General features: G+C 57.5%; 28 protein-coding genes. 8 read left to right on the top strand and 20 right to left on the bottom strand.

Annotation, left to right across the window (positions count from 1 at the left end; translation table 11 throughout):
* Positions 1–206: 206 nt before the first annotated feature.
* Complete coding sequence (locus DEM27_RS28805; RefSeq protein ID WP_109461704.1) at positions 207–428, bottom strand: hypothetical protein; 222 nt, start codon at positions 426–428, stop codon at positions 207–209.
* Positions 429–637: 209 nt separating this feature from the next.
* On the opposite strand from DEM27_RS28805, the gene DEM27_RS28800 reads away from it, so the two are divergent.
* Entirely contained in the window at positions 638–1,357 is a 720-nt protein-coding gene (locus tag DEM27_RS28800; protein WP_109461703.1) for a Crp/Fnr family transcriptional regulator, read from the top strand.
* A gap of 8 nt (positions 1,358–1,365) precedes the next feature.
* On the opposite strand, the gene DEM27_RS28795 is transcribed toward DEM27_RS28800, so the two are convergent.
* Positions 1,366–1,605, bottom strand: a complete 240-nt coding sequence (locus DEM27_RS28795) for a DUF6894 family protein (RefSeq protein WP_109461702.1) — start codon at positions 1,603–1,605, stop codon at positions 1,366–1,368.
* 875 nt (positions 1,606–2,480) lie between these two features.
* Here DEM27_RS28795 and DEM27_RS28790 point away from each other — a divergent pair.
* Positions 2,481–2,702: a hypothetical protein gene (locus DEM27_RS28790; RefSeq protein ID WP_128755591.1), complete on the top strand. Its 222-nt coding sequence runs from the start codon at positions 2,481–2,483 to the stop codon at positions 2,700–2,702.
* 601 nt (positions 2,703–3,303) lie between these two features.
* Here the strand turns inward: DEM27_RS28790 and DEM27_RS28780 are convergent.
* The 9 genes from DEM27_RS28780 to DEM27_RS28740 are packed head-to-tail and all read right to left on the bottom strand — an operon-like array spanning position 3,304 to position 6,998.
* Positions 3,304–3,690, bottom strand: coding sequence for a hypothetical protein (locus tag DEM27_RS28780; RefSeq protein ID WP_109461699.1), 387 nt, complete (start codon positions 3,688–3,690; stop codon positions 3,304–3,306).
* Positions 3,687–3,926: a hypothetical protein gene (locus tag DEM27_RS28775; RefSeq protein ID WP_109461698.1), complete on the bottom strand. Its 240-nt coding sequence runs from the start codon at positions 3,924–3,926 to the stop codon at positions 3,687–3,689. Before DEM27_RS28775 ends, DEM27_RS28780 begins: the two co-directional genes overlap by 4 nt.
* Positions 3,927–3,931: 5 nt before the next feature.
* Positions 3,932–4,255 carry a hypothetical protein gene (locus DEM27_RS28770; RefSeq protein WP_128755590.1) on the bottom strand — a complete coding sequence of 108 codons (324 nt, stop codon included), beginning with the start codon at positions 4,253–4,255 and terminating at the stop codon, positions 3,932–3,934.
* Entirely contained in the window at positions 4,252–4,488 is a 237-nt protein-coding gene (locus tag DEM27_RS28765) for a hypothetical protein (protein ID WP_109461696.1), read from the bottom strand. The genes DEM27_RS28770 and DEM27_RS28765 overlap by 4 nt, the downstream gene beginning before the upstream one ends.
* Positions 4,485–4,808 (bottom strand): hypothetical protein, encoded by a 324-nt coding sequence (locus DEM27_RS28760; RefSeq protein WP_109461695.1) that lies wholly within the window; start codon positions 4,806–4,808, stop codon positions 4,485–4,487. The genes DEM27_RS28765 and DEM27_RS28760 overlap by 4 nt, the downstream gene beginning before the upstream one ends.
* The gene (locus DEM27_RS28755) at positions 4,805–5,578 is read right to left on the bottom strand and encodes a hypothetical protein (RefSeq protein ID WP_109461694.1); all 774 of its coding nucleotides are present in this window, start codon (positions 5,576–5,578) and stop codon (positions 4,805–4,807) included. Before DEM27_RS28755 ends, DEM27_RS28760 begins: the two co-directional genes overlap by 4 nt.
* Positions 5,575–6,141, bottom strand: coding sequence for a hypothetical protein (locus DEM27_RS28750; protein ID WP_109461693.1), 567 nt, complete (start codon positions 6,139–6,141; stop codon positions 5,575–5,577). Before DEM27_RS28750 ends, DEM27_RS28755 begins: the two co-directional genes overlap by 4 nt.
* A gap of 41 nt (positions 6,142–6,182) precedes the next feature.
* Complete coding sequence (locus DEM27_RS28745; RefSeq protein ID WP_109461692.1) at positions 6,183–6,584, bottom strand: hypothetical protein; 402 nt, start codon at positions 6,582–6,584, stop codon at positions 6,183–6,185.
* Between the two features lie 54 nt (positions 6,585–6,638).
* Entirely contained in the window at positions 6,639–6,998 is a 360-nt protein-coding gene (locus DEM27_RS28740; RefSeq protein ID WP_109461691.1) for a hypothetical protein, read from the bottom strand.
* A 103-nt stretch (positions 6,999–7,101) separates the two neighbouring features.
* Between DEM27_RS28740 and DEM27_RS28735 the strand changes: the two genes are divergently transcribed.
* Both DEM27_RS28735 and DEM27_RS28730 read left to right on the top strand, forming a co-directional pair.
* Positions 7,102–7,347, top strand: a complete 246-nt coding sequence (locus tag DEM27_RS28735) for a helix-turn-helix domain-containing protein (RefSeq protein WP_109461690.1) — start codon at positions 7,102–7,104, stop codon at positions 7,345–7,347.
* 20 nt (positions 7,348–7,367) lie between these two features.
* Complete coding sequence (locus tag DEM27_RS28730; protein WP_109461689.1) at positions 7,368–8,042, top strand: hypothetical protein; 675 nt, start codon at positions 7,368–7,370, stop codon at positions 8,040–8,042.
* A 37-nt stretch (positions 8,043–8,079) separates the two neighbouring features.
* On the opposite strand, the gene DEM27_RS28725 is transcribed toward DEM27_RS28730, so the two are convergent.
* The 3 genes from DEM27_RS28725 to ligD all read right to left on the bottom strand — a co-directional run bounded on the left by DEM27_RS28725 (position 8,080) and on the right by ligD (position 10,535).
* Entirely contained in the window at positions 8,080–9,120 is a 1,041-nt protein-coding gene (locus DEM27_RS28725) for a COG3904 family protein (protein ID WP_109461688.1), read from the bottom strand.
* 117 nt (positions 9,121–9,237) lie between these two features.
* Positions 9,238–9,468: an adaptor complexes medium subunit family protein gene (locus tag DEM27_RS28720; protein WP_109461687.1), complete on the bottom strand. Its 231-nt coding sequence runs from the start codon at positions 9,466–9,468 to the stop codon at positions 9,238–9,240.
* A gap of 26 nt (positions 9,469–9,494) precedes the next feature.
* Positions 9,495–10,535 carry a non-homologous end-joining DNA ligase gene (gene ligD / locus DEM27_RS28715; protein ID WP_109461686.1) on the bottom strand — a complete coding sequence of 347 codons (1,041 nt, stop codon included), beginning with the start codon at positions 10,533–10,535 and terminating at the stop codon, positions 9,495–9,497.
* Between the two features lie 60 nt (positions 10,536–10,595).
* Here ligD and DEM27_RS28710 point away from each other — a divergent pair, with 60 nt between their 5' ends.
* The 4 genes from DEM27_RS28710 (at position 10,596) to DEM27_RS28700 (ending at position 12,745) form a co-directional block, all read left to right on the top strand.
* On the top strand, positions 10,596–10,778 hold the full coding sequence (locus DEM27_RS28710) for a hypothetical protein (protein ID WP_109461685.1): 183 nt from the start codon (positions 10,596–10,598) through the stop codon (positions 10,776–10,778).
* 1,059 nt (positions 10,779–11,837) lie between these two features.
* On the top strand, positions 11,838–12,134 hold the full coding sequence (locus DEM27_RS28705; RefSeq protein ID WP_420028863.1) for a hypothetical protein: 297 nt from the start codon (positions 11,838–11,840) through the stop codon (positions 12,132–12,134).
* Entirely contained in the window at positions 12,097–12,447 is a 351-nt protein-coding gene (locus DEM27_RS33720; RefSeq protein ID WP_128755589.1) for a hypothetical protein, read from the top strand. The genes DEM27_RS28705 and DEM27_RS33720 overlap by 38 nt, the downstream gene beginning before the upstream one ends.
* Positions 12,448–12,505: 58 nt before the next feature.
* Positions 12,506–12,745 (top strand): hypothetical protein, encoded by a 240-nt coding sequence (locus DEM27_RS28700; RefSeq protein ID WP_109461684.1) that lies wholly within the window; start codon positions 12,506–12,508, stop codon positions 12,743–12,745.
* Between the two features lie 46 nt (positions 12,746–12,791).
* Here the strand turns inward: DEM27_RS28700 and DEM27_RS28695 are convergent, their stop codons facing one another.
* The 6 genes from DEM27_RS28695 to DEM27_RS28670 form a co-directional block, all read right to left on the bottom strand.
* The gene (locus DEM27_RS28695; RefSeq protein ID WP_128755588.1) at positions 12,792–13,034 is read right to left on the bottom strand and encodes a hypothetical protein; all 243 of its coding nucleotides are present in this window, start codon (positions 13,032–13,034) and stop codon (positions 12,792–12,794) included.
* A 159-nt stretch (positions 13,035–13,193) separates the two neighbouring features.
* A complete protein-coding gene (locus DEM27_RS33715; protein ID WP_128755587.1) occupies positions 13,194–13,466 on the bottom strand; it encodes a hypothetical protein in 273 nt (90 codons plus the stop codon).
* 180 nt (positions 13,467–13,646) lie between these two features.
* Positions 13,647–14,105: a DNA-packaging protein gene (locus tag DEM27_RS28685; RefSeq protein ID WP_109461681.1), complete on the bottom strand. Its 459-nt coding sequence runs from the start codon at positions 14,103–14,105 to the stop codon at positions 13,647–13,649.
* A 32-nt stretch (positions 14,106–14,137) separates the two neighbouring features.
* Positions 14,138–14,458 (bottom strand): DUF5681 domain-containing protein, encoded by a 321-nt coding sequence (locus DEM27_RS28680; RefSeq protein WP_109461680.1) that lies wholly within the window; start codon positions 14,456–14,458, stop codon positions 14,138–14,140.
* 4 nt (positions 14,459–14,462) lie between these two features.
* Positions 14,463–14,813: a hypothetical protein gene (locus DEM27_RS28675; RefSeq protein WP_245446198.1), complete on the bottom strand. Its 351-nt coding sequence runs from the start codon at positions 14,811–14,813 to the stop codon at positions 14,463–14,465.
* Positions 14,810–17,077 (bottom strand): peptidoglycan DD-metalloendopeptidase family protein, encoded by a 2,268-nt coding sequence (locus DEM27_RS28670; RefSeq protein ID WP_165823663.1) that lies wholly within the window; start codon positions 17,075–17,077, stop codon positions 14,810–14,812. Before DEM27_RS28670 ends, DEM27_RS28675 begins: the two co-directional genes overlap by 4 nt.
* Positions 17,078–17,089 lie beyond the last annotated feature (12 nt).

Here is a 17,089-nt window from a genome sequence, read left to right as displayed (position 1 = left end):
CGTTGCTCTTCGGGGTAACGAATGGGGTAACAGAACAACAAAATTCCGGTCCTTATCCGGCGGCTGTTACCCAGTTTTTTCACCACGGTGACGCTCCGAATCAAGACAAGGTGCGCGTTGCGCCCGCATCTGAGGGACGCCCGTCGTGCCACCGAGATAGATATGAGCAAGTTTGCTCACATTTGTTCACATCTTGAAGCTGCCCTTCACGGCATATTCACCGTCGCCACCAATCGGCTATAGGCGCGCTGAACCTCGTCCTGCTTGTCAAGAGGGAGTTTCTTGAACTGCTTGAGTGACATGCCCAGGCCGACCGCCAGAATGGCGAGATGACGGTTCGGCCCGCGTATCCGCATGACGCGTTCAAGCTGCCACATGTTTAGCGGCCGGTAGGTTCCGACGTCTTCGATCTGAATTTCGGTGAGCATCTAGCCGTTCTCAAAAAGTGAACAGTTTCTAGTTCGGACCTTAACAAAAGTTAACAACCTCGGCTCGGGCTAGTTTGATATTTTTTGATTGTTTTTCAAAGTTCGTTTGCCCGCCTGCCGATTATCATCTCGAATAGCCGTGCCCAATCATTGAGTTGGCTTTGCCGCCGGTTACAGCGCATAGTCGGCGTGGACACAAGGGGGCAGCAATGATTGAGTCGCTCATATCTAATCTGCGTACGAGAGACGCGCTCACCGCGCCGGATGAGGACGCAGTTCGAGACCTGTTTCAGCACGAGAACCGGTTCCGCGCCGGCGAAGATATTGTCGTCCAAGGCTCTAGGCCGGTTAACAGTACGCTCCTCTTAGAGGGCTTGGCTGCAAGGTATCGCCTTCTAGAAGACGGCAAGCGTCAGATAACGGTTCTGCATATTGGAGGCGACTTTGTCGATCTTCATGCATTTATCCTAAAGCAAATGGATCATGGCGTCATCGCGTTAACCGACTGCCACACATTAGCTGCGCCACATAGACGGCTGCAGGCGGTCACAGAAGAAAACCCGCACCTGACGAGAATGTTTTGGTTGTTAACGCTGATCGATGGCTCCATCCATCGCGAATGGATTACTGCGATGGGTCGCCGGGAGATCAAAGGCCATATGGCTCATCTGATCTGCGAAATGTTTTATCGGTACCGAGCGGTTGATTTGATCGAGGGGCAGACTTTTCGTTTTCCCATAACGCAAGCTATTCTGGCGGATGTCATGGGCGTCTCGACCGTGCATGTTAACAAGACACTGCAAATCCTTCGAAGCGACGGGCTACTGATCTGGAAAGACGGCCGAGTTCAAATTCCTGACTTGCAAGCCCTAGAAACGTTGGCAGAGTTCGACCCGCTGTACCTGCATTTCCAATCTGAATCGCGATAGCCGGACGGTTAGGATCGATCAGTCTCTATCGCGAAATCGAGCGTACCTCTAATCTTCGATAAACCGCTGTCGTTACGCACGGCAATGACGATGCGTCCCTTTCGTTCTTTAATCAACGCCTCTCGTACGACGCTTCCGAGCGTTCTCGCGAGTTCGTCTTTGGCAGCGCTGTTATCAGGGAGATCAACTCCTTCTTCGTCTCGATAATCGCCGTCGCCGTTTACAATATCGAAGTAATATCTTGCCATAGCGCGTTCTCCTTCCCCCAAACGACGCAACGGGATGATTGTTTCGAGGATAGCGAAGCGATGTAGATTTTTATGCAACTTTGATCGCGCGCTGGGGTTTGTGTGCTGCGAACCGCTAGCATCCCCTGCACGGTCCGCCCAGCATGCTTCCCGTGGCTGGCGGTTCGCGCTTTAGTCTATCGCCCGCAACGCAGACGCGTCTCTCTCCTGCTGTCAGCGTTTTGCGTAACGGGCTGAGAGTGGTGATTAGACGACGTCTTCCCCGACTCCCGTTGGGACGTCGGGGTTAAGATTCAAACATGTTCTAACCGGAAACATTGGATCTGGCGTCGCCTTATTGAACGGCCAATGCAAGTGAATCTGATAACGGCTGCGTCATTGAATGACCTCAATTGACTGTTTGCTTTCCTTTGACAATAGGCGCATCGTAGTCTTCTCGATGGCACATCTTTAGGGCGCCTTCGATTGAGAGCGCTAAGCGCTTTCGCCCCAACGAAAGGAGGACGGAATGTCTTCCAACGTTCATCACCTACATTACAAGCCATGCGATACCCGGATGCTCGGAGAGATGCTGAAAAGGGCGGGGTACGTCACAGCCCACATGGAGCCTTTACAGGCTGAGGATCGGGAGGCGTCCGCAGTTTTGTTGGCACGGTTTCGTGGCTCTATTCAACCGGTTTCGTCATGATGGAAGTTTTGCGGAGAACTTACGTCTCGGCCATTATGGCAACCCAGTCGCAACTGCCGCAGTATGCCATTCAGGGCTTATCAATATCAGTCCAGCAGCAAAGGCGGAGACGGGAAAAAGAGCAGCGGACGAAAGAAGTAAATAGCGCTTGTTCTAGCACCGCACAGAATGCGGCCATCAATCCACTATGAGCCGCGTTGAAGACACACGTATCGCTGTCTTGAACGAACTTCGGCTGCTAAAGGCGAACCGCGAAACTTCGATTAGCCTGCTAGACATCAGCATCCCGTTGTCCGCCGCCGGCTTCACCGTGGCTGATATCGTGGACGCGTTGTTTCAGATGAAGCTCGACAAGGATATCGATTTGATAAACGGCGACCGATTGCGCATTACGCGCGATATTTTGTGAGTATTCTGCGGGCTTGGTTGAGCGCTCAGCCACCTTGAGCATTTGAGAGGCGACGGAGTTTGTCGTCTCATCCCGAATAGGCAAATTTGCCCTTTCGGCGTCACAGCTACTCGCAAGACGATTTCCAGAAGACCTTCGGCCGACCAACATCCGCCATTGGCGGGAGTTGTCGACGAGGTTGAGGTTCTAAACGGGAACCTTAAGCCGGCAACGGCCAAACAGCGAAAAACCACTTCCGGAGTGGAAGCGGTTTCCGCCGTCGATATCGGCATCATCCACGAAGCTCGACAGGCCCGTGGTATTGGACAGCCCGACGAAATTGCAGCATCAACCTTAGCATTCCTTAGCAGGCGGGTGCTTTTGCATCGAAGGTGTCCTCAGATTTGAGGGCACCCGCCCCTGATCATTTCGGTCTCCCGCCTTCGACATACCACAGAAGGCCGATAACAACAGCGACGGCAAGTGAGTTGTCGGTGTGACGATTATCAGCAGATCAGTCCAGCCCATCATAGTGGCGCCGACGCCCGGCAAGATCTGCATTGCGGGATATACACCGCCGGCTAAGACGCCGGCCGAGAACGTGAAGATGCCGGGGTAAGCGCTATTCGGCTGCATCGTGGGTGCTCGGCATCGCGAGGATGGCAGCAGCGGCCATCGCATAATCGTTGACGATGCGGAGGAAGCCGAGCGCGGATGCATCAATCTTGCCTTTGTGGTCCAGAGTGCGCGACATGTCGTTCACGATCCAGCCGAGAAGGTTGGAATTGCCCAGGGTCGGATGGTTGCCGACAAACTCAAGATATTCATGCCCCAGGCGCTGGCCCATCTGATAGTCGAGTTGGTACTTGCCGCTATCGGCGACGGCCCAGTAGTCGATACCGCTGCCGATCGGCTGGAGCCGGCGCATGAAGGACAGCGCGTCGGCGTGGTGGACAGAGTTGGCGACGGGCTCCTTGATTTCGCCCACGAAGATAAGACGGCCAGTCATTTCGATGTTCCTTTGCTGTGGCGCTCATTACGGATCTGCATGAGTTCTATGGTTTCGTGATTGGCTTCGATGAGTTCGCGTGCCTGGCGGATCGTGCCGCCGATGGCTGCAGCGAGCTTCACCGCGTGTTCGGCGCCAGTGCCAGTGTTGAACACCTCGCAAGCCGCCTCGGCAGTCAGCAGGAGACTGAGAGCGCTGTGGCTAAGGTCGATAGCTTCGGACAATTCGTCGACCATGGCGGCTACTCCCGATCAGGGAGTAGGAGGGAGGCGACAAACCGATAGATCACCGCGTCCCCGCCATACTCATCGAAGCCGAAGCACTCGATAAGCGGGGTAGGCACGCCCACGCTGCCGGTCAGTAGGTAATGGACCTTGGCCTGAACATCAGCGTGCGACCGGCACGGCTCTATGGCGAGCGCTTGGAACGCGGCGGATTCAGCCGCTCCGGTGCGGTCTGCCAGTTCCTTCGACAGGGCGCAGCCGTCATCGTCATAGGACGCTTCGTCCGCCTGTATTGCTTCCCTGTGCGAGGCTATGGCCCGCAGGATGGGGTTCGCTGTCATCGCCTGCGCGCTCCTCGACCGCCTGCGCATTTCGGCTCCTCCTGCACATCCTGCAAATCGTCGATCAGAGCGAGCGCGTCGGATATGCGGGCGCTCACCTGTTCGGCGAGAAGCTGGAGAGCGCAGGTATGGGCGGTGTTAGCCTCTGCCTCCATCGCAGAAGCGGCCAGGCGGATCGCCGTGGCAAAGCTCATAGCTTCACCTAAGGCGTCTTCGATTTTGGTTTTGCTCATAGCCCACATCCTCCCGGCAGCCGGCCGACGTCCTGTTCAAGATCAGGGCCAAAGATGAAGCCGGACAGGCGCGAGGCCGCGGCTTGGTTGAGGTGTTCACTCCAGCCGAGCGAAGGCTCTTCGTCGGCCGTGTCACCTTCCAGATCGTATTCCAGCCGGCCGTTGCGGTATTTGGGATGACTGCCGAGGTTTGGCTCATCGTCGGCGCCGTCTTCTAGATCCGGATCGCCGTCAAGGGTATCGAGAAGGGCAATCATTTCCTCAATGCGGGCTTCCAGTTCGGCGCGGCGGAACTGAAGGATTTTCGCTCGGGCGTTCATATGACACCGCCTTTCGCATGGCGGAGGATCGATGCAGCAATTGAGCCGTGCCAATCGCCCTCGACTGCAGCGATGAGGTTGTCCGGGCGTCCCACCCGATCCCACTGCGCCAATGCCTCGGCTTTGACGATGAGGCCTTCCATGGTCCGGTCTTCTTCGGCCATGATAGCGGCTACTTGACCATGCAGGGCGTAGAGGGCGGCTTCCTTCGGTCGGTGAAGGCGCTCCATTTCCTCTTCGGCAGCCGCTTCGACTTCCTTGAACGTCTTCTCGTATGCGAGCGCGTCGGCGGCATCGGTTTCGAGTTGGACAAGTTCTTCTTCGGCTGCGAGGAAGTCAGCAATGGCGCCGGCCTTCTTGGCGCGCTGCTTTTTCCAGCGCACGCTCTGGATTTCGCACCGTATCTCAATGGCAGTCTTAAAGATGCGGTAGGGAAACTCTTCCCCCTGCCGGTAGAGATAGCCGCCTTGGACATACATTTCCGTTCTGCCAGGCTGCACCGTCGTTCTGGGGCAGCCTGTGCCTCGCTTTGCGACGGCGTCCGGTGCGAGCGGAGTTGCCTTTCTCCAGTAGCGCCACCGCTCCATATAGGCAGATTCGGCAGCATGATACGTGTCGGCAATCGCGGGCAGGGCGGCAGCCAAGGCGATAAGCTTTGGATTCTCTTCGACCGTGGCTGCTGCAGTCGACGGGACGGCGGCTGCCGTCGCGGCCGCGGCGAGGCCGAGAAGGAAGCGACGACGTCCGGTTTCCATGGTGCTGGCGGTCATCGCGAAGCCCTCCCATTCCAAGCTGAAATCTTGGCGAGCATCACAGTATGGCCGCCGACCGATGACGGCAGAACCATCGCCTGGAAGGTGCCGTCCGCGTATTCGGTCAAAGCCGTCGAAAGCTCCCAAGTCAGGCGCTCGACACGATCCAGCGCGATTTCCGGCATGCCGGTGCCGCGGAGCCGGGGAAGCTTGCGCATCTGCAGTTCATTGTTGCCACCGCCGGCCGGTAAGACATGCGCTACCCAAGAACCATCATTGCACTTTGTGAGAGCTACGGAGAGTTCACGCGTGAGCCGATGGACAGCGGTCCATGGGTGTTCAATGACGGGTTCTTGAAAGAACTCTTCGTTCGCAGCAAAGCCGACAAGCACTTTCTCTTTGCTGTCTCGTTTTCCGGCCGGAGATATGCCGACCATGGAGGCGCCGGGCACCAAGTCCAGCAATTGTGAGATTTCATGGCCGAGAATGCCAATGCGTTCGCGGGCGAAGGCTTCGGTCATCTGCGGCATTGAGGTTTTAGGCATGGCTTCGCCAGCGGCCTGAACAGCTTTGTTCGGCATTATGGTTTCCTCACATTTTGGATTTTTCAGATGACCAGCCGTTACGCCGGCAGGTTCTCCAGATAGCCGAGCGCGGCCCGGACCATTCGTTCCGCAGCTTTGCAGCCGTACACGCCATCCTCCGCGGCGAGCGAGGCGCGCAAAGCCTCCACAGCGCCTTCGCGGGTTCTCGCTGGCTGGTCCCAGTTGTCGAGAATGGCTTGCCATGGCTCATAGGTGGCGGCACCAAGCTCTTTCCAGCGGCTGTCGTCTGGGGAATTGTCGGCGAGCCGGTCGAATTCGATCAGGCCGGCACGATATGCCTGGATCACATCAAGGAGCGGGTCATGAAGTGCAGCGCCGGCTTCGGCTGGCGTGACGGCGGCGACGATAAGCCCCTGCAAGAGCGTGCGGCGATCGATTGTCGGCATAGCTTCGCCGATTGCCGGAATAGATTTCGGCATGGTCGTTTCTCCATGTTTTGATGATGTACGCTTCCCCCAATGGGGGATTTTGGCTCAGGCCGGGATAGCGGCCAGTTCCTTCGTCATGGCGTCGATGCGGCTGGCGAGAGCGGCCCGCTTATCGCCGTCGAGGCGGATCTTGAAAGGCGTAGCGTCGAGGCGCATCAACTCCAGCTTCATTTCCTCGACGCGGGCGGCGGCGCGCTGGTGGACAGTCTTCGCCGCCTGCTGTGCTTCGTACTTGGCCGTCATCCACGCGGACTTGAGGGCGAGGGAAAGGGCAAAGCGGCGGTCAGCAGCGGTCTTCATGTTCGGGAAGCGCTTACGGGCAATCTCCCAGGCAGTGCGCATGATTGCTGCCCGGTCAAATTTAGGCATGCCTTCGGCGTTGGCCGGAACGATAGAGTTCGGCATTTGCAATTTCCTGTTGCTGATTTGATCCTTTAGTGATTATTTAATCCATAATAGATCACAATGCAATCCCAAAAGGATTATTTGACACCAAAGGGATAATTTTATGGATGCGTCTCATGTCCGATCCGCTCGGGCACTCCTTCGCTGGTCACAGTCTGACTTGGCAGAGCGTAGCGGCGTCTCGGTGCCGACTATCAAAAGGCTTGAAGCGATGGAGGGGGAGCTTGTCGGGCACGCCACAACCATTAACGCTCTAGCTTCCGCCTTAAGCTCGGCTGGCGTCATTTTTCTCGGCGATGGCGAATTGATCGACGGAGGGCCGGGCGTTCGATTACAAAAGAGCAGCTAGTTGTTATCGGGAGAGAGGTCGTGAAACCGAACGGTCGGGGGTTTTGGTTTCTCTGGGGGCTGCTGGCAGGTTCGCTGCTGGCGGTCTTCTTGGGGTTGGGAGTGGCCGCCACGGTCGTAGATTGGAACGGGAAAAGTTCCGAGCTTGAGACTAGGCTTCGCGAATGGGTTTCCGCGCTGGGCGGGTGGGCGGCGGTTGCCGCAGCTATTCCCACGGTTATCTTCTTGGCAAAGGAGAACACGGACGCCGGAAGACGTCACCGCGACTTGATGAAGCTTTCGTTGCGACGTGAACGCGCTTTGGCGAAACGGGCCTTGGCGCTGGCATCAAAGGAACGTCAAAGGGCTGACCTAATCTACAACGGGAGCAGGATAAGAGCAGGCGACCATGAAGACGTCGGTGTTGATAAGCTCGTATTTATCGCCCAGCTTGAAGCACTTCATCATGCTGTATCAGATAGATCTTTTGAATGGGTCGAGACTGAAATAGAGGCTCCAGAAAAAATCACGTCGAACGCGATAAGCAAATCGCTGAATGATCGGCTGGCAGAGTACGGGGCGATGGACTTAAAGAACCGACCGATTGATTACTGGCCGACCATCACCAATTACTCTGGGCAGGTAAGGGCCTATATGGACTGGGTGATTGGAGCCATAGCGGCGTACGAAAAGGAAGCTGACCAAATGGTGGAATGAACACCCCGAGCCGGCTGCTAACAGACAAGGCACCGGTCTATGGCATGGCGTCCACGGTCTCTTCGACGACTTTGCTATCTTCTTCACTGGAAAACCGCATTGTCACGCGCTCGACCATCCTGAGTTCTTTGCCGCTGCCCGGTTCTTTACCGCGTGTTTCCACCATAGCGGACACCATACAAACCCCGGCGGTGCAGACGTCAACGACGGTGCCATCAATGATTTGGGCGTTCCGGCTCGACCACGACGAAACCCTGTTGGATCGTGCAAAGATGACCGCGCCACGAGGCAGCAAATTCCCGTTGAAGCGGACAAAATCTGCATAAGCATTCGTGCCCAGGCTTTTGAGATCCGCGGCGCCGCCGGCAGCAGCTACCATCAATTCAGTTGCCCGCTTTGAGCGTAATGCTTCCTCCCGCGAAAATGGGACCGGCCCGACTTCGGCAAGGGAGCGAAATGCCTCAAGTTGCTCGGGGTCAGGATCGGCGGCCGCACTGTCGGACGTGTCCGGCGGGCTCGCGGCTTCGGTCTCATCGATCCAATGCGTTGCGATATTCCACTTCATCAACTCTTCCTTGGTGAAGTAGTGCATGGCTTCCGGCGGGGTGCGCAGCATCGTGGTGATGACGCCGGATCGTACCCCGTAGCTGTTCAGAGTTTCGATAATGTCCGAAAGGCTTGTTTGGGCATCGCTCACGCTGTCGATGCCATAAATCTGATGCACCCCAAGGCGGCCGATCACATAGCGGATGTTGCCGGCGAGGAACACGAACGCGCAGGCGCTGTCACATGATCCGGCCTGCGGTACGATTGTTGCCATTCCCCGGGCGTGGACATCGTCGGCGATTAACAGCGCCATATGCACCGATCCGCCGGGGCTGTTGAGGAGAAGTACGGTTGCCTCTGGCGCGGCTCTCATCACCCTCTTGAAAGCCAGGGCACTCCGTTCATCGATCGGCCCATCCAGCATGATTGCTTTAGGCTCATTTGCCATCAAGCGAAACGGTGTGAAGTCGTCGGCATGGCCGGCGCCGATTGCCGAAAAGAATGCCAGAACCCCGAACAGCGCCGTTTTCAATTTCGCCCCTCCTGAGACAACAGGAATCTAGCTTGCGCCTAGGCAATCGCCAAGGCTATAGGAATGGCGGGCACGGTTTTATTGATCCTGTCGCTTGTTGTCTTTCGATAGATCATTTCAGGCGAACGGCACCCACCTAAGCCGCCATTCGTCTTTCCCGCCTTCGTCGTGGATGTAGATTTTCGATCCATCCAGGCCGGTAATTGTCGGATTGGCAGTGATCCAGTCTGGCGGCGCTGTACTTGGCAATTCCATCTGCGCGATAAGTGATTGAAGGTCTTCCATCGGGCCGATGCCCTTGATTGGCTGCTTGCCCTTGACAGTAAGCGTGTACGCAAAAATCTCCATCGCATGCCCTCCCTGCGATATGAACGCTATTCGAGTTCGAACACCGCCGCATTGTCCTGCACCTCCCGCAGGCCTTTATAGGAAGCATGCCTTAGCTTCTGGTCGCCAGTCCAGCCCCGAAACTCAATCTCAGCGATGAGCGTCGGCTGGGCGAAGACAATGCCCTTGCCCTCTGCCACGACTGGCGGGCGTTTGGTTTTGAGCTTGTCGAGGGTCTTGCGGAGATAGAGCGCATCCCGCTCTTTGAAGCCGGTCCCGACGTTGCCGACATAGACCCAATCGTGACCACGGCGCGCCGCAAGCAGGAGGCTGCCGATACCGCCGCGGGCGGTCTTGGACGGCTCGTAGCCCACGACCATGAAGCTTTCACTCTGGACGCATTTGATCTTGCGCCAATCTCCATTGCGGCCGGGCGTATACGGTGCCCCGCGGCGCTTGGCGATAATACCTTCAAGGCCGAGCTCGCAGGCGCCGGCAAGAAGGTCTTCGCCGTTGCCGTCAATCTCCTCCGAAAGGCGGATTGTGCCATCGGCATCGATCAGCCCCTCAAGGATCTGCCGCCGCTCGTCAAGATCCATGCGTGTCAGGTCGTGCCCATCGAAATACAGGATGTCGAAGGCATAGAAGATTGCTTCACTTGCGCTGCGCTTTCCGCCGCGGCCACCCAAGGCTTTCTGCAGCGCGCCAAAATCTGGCCGGCCCTGTTCGTCAAGAACGACCGCTTCGCCGTCGAGAATGATGGTGGTGCCGAACGCCTTCGCCGCCTCGGCAATCGTCGGGAAGCGGTGCGTCCAGTCGTGCCCGCCGCGGGTGATTATTCGCACGCCTTCAAGCTCGACATGCACCGCCAGGCGGTAACCGTCCCATTTGATTTCGAATGCCCAATCCGGACCGGCCGGCGGCCGATCGACAAGGAGTGCCAGGCAAGGCTCTATGCGCGCCGGCATAGGATCGAGAGGAAGCTGTGGCTGCCGTGGGTCGCGTGGTCGACGAGCGCGCCCCCGGAGCGGCGCGTCTGTTTCTCGTAGAAGCGGTTTAGAGCGGGGTGTCCTCGGAGACTTTGCCATGAAGGCATTGCATCAGCAAAACCTTAATAGCGGGTGAGGACTGATCGAGATGGCGACCGCATGGCGACCGCCGCCGGTTGGAGCGAACTGGAGTTCGGCATGACCGTTCAAACGGCAGGAAATTTCATGAGGGTGTCCGAACGATTTGGCGCTGAAATGAAAACCGTTTTCAATTTGCCTGCGTCTGTTCTTTACGCTCTCGCCTTCCCGTCCACCGGCGACGCTGATCTGCACCTACCTTAAGGGGGGTGCAGGGTCTCGTTCCCAGAAACGACACCGTCATTTCTCCATCTTCCCTGCGTTGCTGTTACAGCTATTCAGAGGCTGTCGCCTCAGGTGTCGGCCGCGTCGATCTGGTCCCCGAACAAGAGGGCCAGGGTATCAGTTCAACTGACATCCTTCATCTCGACAACGACGGTTTGGACACGAACCAACACAAGGCTGGGGGTGCAAATTTGCCCGCCCATGCGCCGGAAACCACGACATTCAACAACTTCGGCGGCCGGCTTCCATGCCCGCATTGCGCCTGCCGAATACCAACATTTACCAACACGCTTGCCGTCTGGAGGAGATGAAAACCAAGGCGACGAATTCCGTCGGGCTGGTTCAGCGTGGTAGGTCGCGCGACGGCCAAATATGTCCCGGCGGCACATTTCGACCTTAGTCCTGGCCGCCATGTCCACAACCTCAAAAATCACGGAGCGATGTAAGGTTTTATAAGGTTTGGCGACCGATAAAACAGGCCTGATTTGTCAGGCTCGCGGGCTGTCGATCGATCTGTAAATCATCTGTATTATCAGATGCGCGACGACGATTTTCATACCGGCTTTTCCGGTTTGGAGCGCCGGACATATATGCCGCCCCCTCTATCCCTCCTATGATGCCCGACCGCTGTTATAGAACAGCAGCGAATGGGGGCCGGATCGAGATCAGTCCGGAAATCGCCGGCCGAATTGATCATTTGCAATTGCGCAGCGATGAGCGCATTGTGTTTCTCTCAGCAGCAGATCTTAAGGGCGCGGCTGAATGAGAGCAGGACTCTCGCCCCAATCTGAGAGGAGGACGTGATGTCTTCCCATTTAGTTTCCCGCCAATATAGATTCTTCAAAGAGACGGTATCCCATGTGTTCGTGGCGGCCAGTCTTTTAATGATCATTTACATTCTGATGACCGGCTGGTTTTTGTGATGCCATCTTGGCAGGGCAGCATTCCCTGCCTGCTGTCTTAATCTTTCAAAACATCGTGGCGCGCCTCCAGTTCGGGGCTGCGGACTTGCGAACACATCAAGAGAAGATGCTTCAAATGAGAACGACAGAAAGCGAGATTACGTTTATGCGGCCTTTCAGGCTTCAGGCACTCACGGAGCCACAACAACCAGGGACATACCGTCTGGTCATCGACGAAGAATTGATCGAAGGATTGAGCTATCCAGTTTATCGGAGAACAGCGACGCACATTGAAATCCCGGCAATATCAATTCCCATAGCGACCCGCCAATTTCTTCAGGTTTCGTACTCAGAAATTCAACACGCTTTGGAGCTTGATAGAAATCCGATGATCGATGAAGCGGTTCCGCCTTCAAATGATAACTTTGAATGACAAAACTGCCGTAAATCGCCGCAAATACGACGGGGTTCGACAAGAAGAAGTGAATGCCGGCGCCCCAGTTGTGCGCCCTCACACCGAAGTGATTTGCACCACACGCCATTATTACTGGAATTCCAATATGATAGAAAAGATTACGCGCGATGCGATGGAAGAGCTTTTTCGCGCGCCCGAGGCCGAGAGAGGCTCCAATGCAAAGAAGCTGGAAACCCTTCGCCGGCATATGAAATCGCGCCAGCGTGAACTCCGGCTGGTGGAACGGGAGGCCCGAGAAAATAATCGAACACAAAGCCTCACCCTCCGTTGACGAATTTCGCAGCATAGATTCGCCAGCCATTCCCCGGGCCTCATAGGGAGACCAGGATATGACCAAGTTCGACTACACGATCGAAGCGGGGCTTTTCCCAGGCAAGAAATCATTGAGAAGCCAAGGCGTTCGCTACAAGAGGTTCGAGACTGCTGCAGAAGCCGTGCGCTTTGCGATAGAGGAAATGCCCAGCTCGCAGCTGCGAGGTTCTGTGATGGAGGTCGATGAGGCGCGGTTCGATGATAAACAGATCCGGGTGCTTTACGATTCTTGCGACTTTCCCCTGTCTCGTCGTTGAGGCCGTTTTGAACGAGGGGATGTTGCATCCGCAACCGCTATCTGCTTCAGCGGTCAACCTCTGAGAGGCGCAGGAGCAGTTCGAGGTCTTGCAAGACAACTTGCTCAGGCTTCCTGAAAGAACCGCGCGAAAACCATTGCTGCGCCTCGGTAACCAGATCCATTGCTGCGGGCGAGTATCCGTCCAGCGCAAAAGCCCACGCCGCGAGCACGTGCCTTGTAATTTTGCCGCTGCTATAGGCGGTAAATAGCAGGGCGCTCTCGCGGCGCAATTTTTCGGTTTTGTTCATGTTAACCTCTTGCGAGACAAACATAATTTACACCGATTGGTTCCATGTCCCCAATTGTGAAACTTGTCTTTGCCGACCATGGCATGTGGCTCGCCAACGCATCGAGTATCGTTGATGCAGGCGGGTGCAGACCCGCCTCAAATCAACATTGCTTTTTGCTCAAGCTGCGTCGGGCAGGCCTTGGACCGCATAGCGGTGAAATCGCGTTGGAAGTCGACGGCTAAGCTCAGTCTGGATTGCTCCATGATGCCGCTGGAGAGAATAAGCAAGCTCGGCCCGGCTCGTTGTTCCCCGCTCGAACCTGCCAACAAGAAAAGCAGCATAGCTGCTATATTCAGGCGAGATTTCTTCAAATCCGGCCCGGTTAAGAATTCCCTCGATCAAGTCGAGATGGTCGCTGTTAAGATAGGTCTTGAAATTTTCGGAAGACATAGGTCCTCCTTTTCAATTGGGGCCAGGGCTGAGCCCTCCCCAGCAGCGCCCGTTACATGGCTGCTGAAGAATTCACCTTGGACCCCATGAGGGTGGAATGCAAGCGGCTTGTGAGAAGCACCTTAAGAAGCTTGGCCCAGAGGGCGTGGGAAGCGCGCTCGGCGGAATGAATTGCGCAAGTTAAGCCTTGCTCAGGCTAAGATTGATTACGGGCACTAGCGGCACACCCCCTATGCCCGAATGTTCCTGCCGGTCACGCAATCCGAGGTCTCTGGCGATGATATTGGCATTCAGAAGGTCCGCCGCAGCGCCCGCGAACTTCTGCTGATAGATCACGTCTTCCACGCGGGTTACGACTGGCGAAAAACCTTCTCGCTTTTGGTAATCGTCCCATGTGCGCCGGCCAATGTCGAGGAAAGTGCAAAGACCGGAAATTGTCATGGCTCGCATCTTGGCAACCGGTTCGTGAGTGACGACACCCTGATAGGCGAAGGCCTTATCCTCATAGAGCGGGTTGTCTTCGACCCACTGGAAATATTCGCAGCAGGCATCCCATAGCTTCTCCGGATCAGCAAAGATCGGCTGTCGGCCGTGCGAGCTTCTGGCTTTCCAGAACTGATTTCCTTTAGGCGCTGTCATAGCCTGTTCCTCACTTCGTCCGCGCTCTTCCGTCAATGCGTGGTCTCGTCGATGTCGGGGTAGGCCTCACGGATCACCGCATCCAGTTGGCGAATTCTGGTGATCAGCTGCGCATCGGTCCAGCCTTCGAGACTGTCGACGGTGACGTTGATGTCCTTCGGTATCAGCGATGCGATGACCTTGAGATACTGTTCGGGCTTGGTCTCGCGGACGCGGGTAATCGCGTCTCGGCCGTGCTCCAGCCAGTCGGCGTAGAGATCAGCAACGAATTCCTCACCGAGCTTGTTGCGTGCGCCTTTGGGCCTACCTGTCGGATTGCCGGACTTGCCGGGGCGGAAGAGGTGATCTGTCATGCGCTTATCCACGAATCCGGTTGTGGTAGTCGGTGCGGGCGCCGTCGAGCTTGTCGAGCTCGTCCAGCCAGTCTTCGTGCGTCATAAAACCGACGGTGCCGGCGTGCTGGATTGATGCCAGCTTCGGATGAACATAGGGCGCTGCCGCCTTTGCCGCCTCCAGGCGTGTGTCCTGGCCTTCGTCTGGATCGCGCATGACGGAAAGCAGGTAGTCGAGCGGTGTCATGCCGCTGTCGGCAATCTCCTGCTGCCGTGCTGCTGTTGCCTTGTTCGGCGAGCCTTCCGGCCGGCCAGCGCCTTCTCGCTTTCCACCACGCATTTCCGATACTCCATGCTCCTGTGTCGTTTCCGTCATCGTCTGGACCCCTGTTCGTTCTTCCGAGACCCGCCGCCGCGATTTCCGGCGTTGGGTCCGCGGCTGCCGGGACTGTCGCCGCCGCTAGGGCCGGGACCGCTGTTGCCATCGCCGGAATTGGAGCCGCCGAACAAGCTTCCGAACGCACCGCCCGTGCCGCCTGCCGGGCCGGTACGATTTCCAATCCTGCCGCCTACCATTGCGCCTAAAAGGCCACCGAGCGGCCCACCCAGGACAGAACCGAGCAAGCCACCTATGGCGATGCCTGCCGGCTGACCGTAGCGGCCAGGGAGACCGTCAGGAGCATCCAGGGCCGACTTCAACAGGCCGGTGTTGCCGCCTGAAAAGTCAGTATTTGGATTTTCGATGCCGGCGGTTACGTCGCCGAGAATGGAGCGGCTGACGTTGGTCGGGGCATACGATGTTGCCACAGGTGAAGTAAAATCATCCGAGAAGGATATTGGCGCCAAGGTGGTCCCGAAAGCATCTTGCGGGGTTACTCCGGCCGCCAGCTGTGCGGCAACATCGGGCGTCGTGACATCGGCGGCAAGTGCCAGCCCCTGGGCCAGTTGCCCGAAAGAGGTGTTCTTTGCGTAGTCGCCGAGGGTGCTGGCAAAACTGGTCAACGACCCGGGCGTCTGCGTCTGGCGCATCGCTTGCGCTTGTGTCGTCGTTCCAAGCGGGTGTTGCGATCCGGCGAACTTCGCGTCATCCGATACGCCGATATCACCCAAAGCATTGATGGCTGTACGGCGGTCAGCGAGCGCCCCGTCCAGCGATGTTGCCCGAGCCTCCGCGAAACTGTCGCGCTGCGCATTCAACGCTGCCGCTGCCGCGTCTCGCGTCGTGGACCTGTTGTTCGCAAATCTGCCTGACAATGGGCTTCCTGCAAGCTCGCCGATAGTGCTCGACGTGCTGGTCGGCTTGGAGAGGTTTCCCGCCATGGCGCCGATGGTGCGCCCCGCAATGCCTATCGGGGTTTGCGACGTGAGTCCCGCACGCTGATCATTCAGGCCGGCTGCTAATGCAGCGCGGGCATCTGCCCCTATCCTCGACGTCTTGGCGCTCACCTGGCTTTGTTGCTGTGCAGCCATTGCGTTGCGCATCGCTTGCTGCCCGGCGCCGTATTCGGCCATCTGTTGCGCTCTGTCGCGATTTGCCTGCTGCTGTTGCGCCGATGCTGCCGCAGCCTGCGCATCGCGCTGTACGGCCCGCTGTGTGGCAAAGGACTGCGTTGCGGTTGAGGTGGCCGGATTCATCTGGGCGCTAATTGCCGCGAGAGCCGGGGAGATGGCGTCTCGGACAGTCGAAAACGCGCTTACCGCCGTCTCGGGAGTTGCCTGCGGCGTCGTGGTCGGCCGGGCGGTCGGGGTGGGGACACGCGTCGTGCGGTTGAAATCGATCATTGAGGCCGGATCGACGACGTTGCCGAACTTGTCCCTCATGCTGAGATGGAGATGAGGGCCTTTCGCATTGCCGGCTTCCCCAACAGTGCCGATCGGTGTTCCGCGAGCGATATTGTCGCCCATCGCAACGCTGATGCTGGCAAGGTGCCCATAGGTCGATGTCGTGCCGTCTGGATGAGAAATCGTGACGGCGTTCCCGAGCTTGCCGAGAGGGCCGGCGTGCTTCACCTGGCCGCCGGCAATGGCTTCTGCCGCGTAACCGGCGGTGGGGCCGAGAGAGAGATCGGTTCCCTTATGGTCCTCCGATCCGTAGCCGGTCGCTGTCTTCGGCGCGGTGCGGGGGCCAAAGTTGCTGGTGATCCGATCACCCATGACGCCAAGAGGCGAGGTGAGGCCGGAGGGCACCGTGGCGCCGAGATCCGAAACGGTCGTTCCCCGAGTCGGCGTCCTCTTGTTCGTCGTCTGGGTCTGCATCTGCGCTGCGGCGATGTTCTGCGCCGCCCAAGCCTGCGCAAGCTGCTTCTGCGCAACGTTGACTTTCGTGGTGCCGAGCGATGTTTCGATGGCGCGGTTCTGAGGGTCGTCGAAAAACGTATGCGCCTTGGTGGTGGCAACCTTCGTCAATCCCTTCGGAAGGGCGCCGACGCGCTTGTGCGTGGCGTAAAAGGTGCCATTGTGAATTGGACCGTTTGCGACGACATCAGCGAAGGCTTTTTCCGCAAGGGCTCGGTAAGCAGCCGTTCCCTTCGGTAGCGACTTTCCATAGGCGCTGAACTGGCCCGGTGCGGAGACGACTGAATCCGGTGACACGTTCAAAGCAACGGCGCGGTTGACAATCGTGCTCGCAATCGCGCGCATGTCGTCGTATCG

This window comes from Rhizobium album (genome assembly GCF_003122325.1).
Classification (GTDB): Bacteria; Pseudomonadota; Alphaproteobacteria; order Rhizobiales; family Rhizobiaceae; genus Metarhizobium; species Metarhizobium album.
Note: the sequence above shows the minus strand (reverse complement) of the source record. Positions and strands in the feature narration are given on the sequence as shown.